This is a genomic window from 'Fragaria x ananassa' phyllody phytoplasma (genome assembly GCF_018274325.1).
Classification (GTDB): domain Bacteria; phylum Bacillota_I; class Bacilli_A; order Acholeplasmatales; family Acholeplasmataceae; genus Phytoplasma.
On the sequence record NZ_JAGVRH010000033.1, the window covers coordinates 1 to 358 of the forward strand.

Here is a 358-nt window from a genome sequence, read left to right on the forward strand (position 1 = left end):
AATTTATAGTAATAAAGTCATAACTGGTGCCATTTGACCCAAAGATGCACCCAAAGATGCAAAGATAGGAGGGAAAGTAACAGCAGCAATAATAACTGCACCAGCACCCAAAGTTGTGATTGCAATACCTTTAATTAATTCATCATTATTTGTATTATTTGTTTTAGTTTTATCTGTCATATAATTAACTTCTGGTTGTGGTAATTTAACAATTGAATCATATGATTCTTGTTTAGTTTCTAATTGGTTTTGATATTGTAATTCTTTTAGTTCTTTTAATGCTTTTAACCTTTTAAAAGCATTCATTAAATTAATAATATTATTAACTTTATTAGTATCATAAATATATTGAGTTTGA

The 358-nt window shown here is 26.3% G+C and carries 1 pseudogene; it reads right to left on the reverse strand.

Features of this window, described 5'->3' with window-relative positions:
- Window positions 1-3: 3 nt before the first annotated feature.
- A pseudogene (locus J8J04_RS03070) lies at window positions 4-358 on the reverse strand (hypothetical protein); the annotation flags it as partial.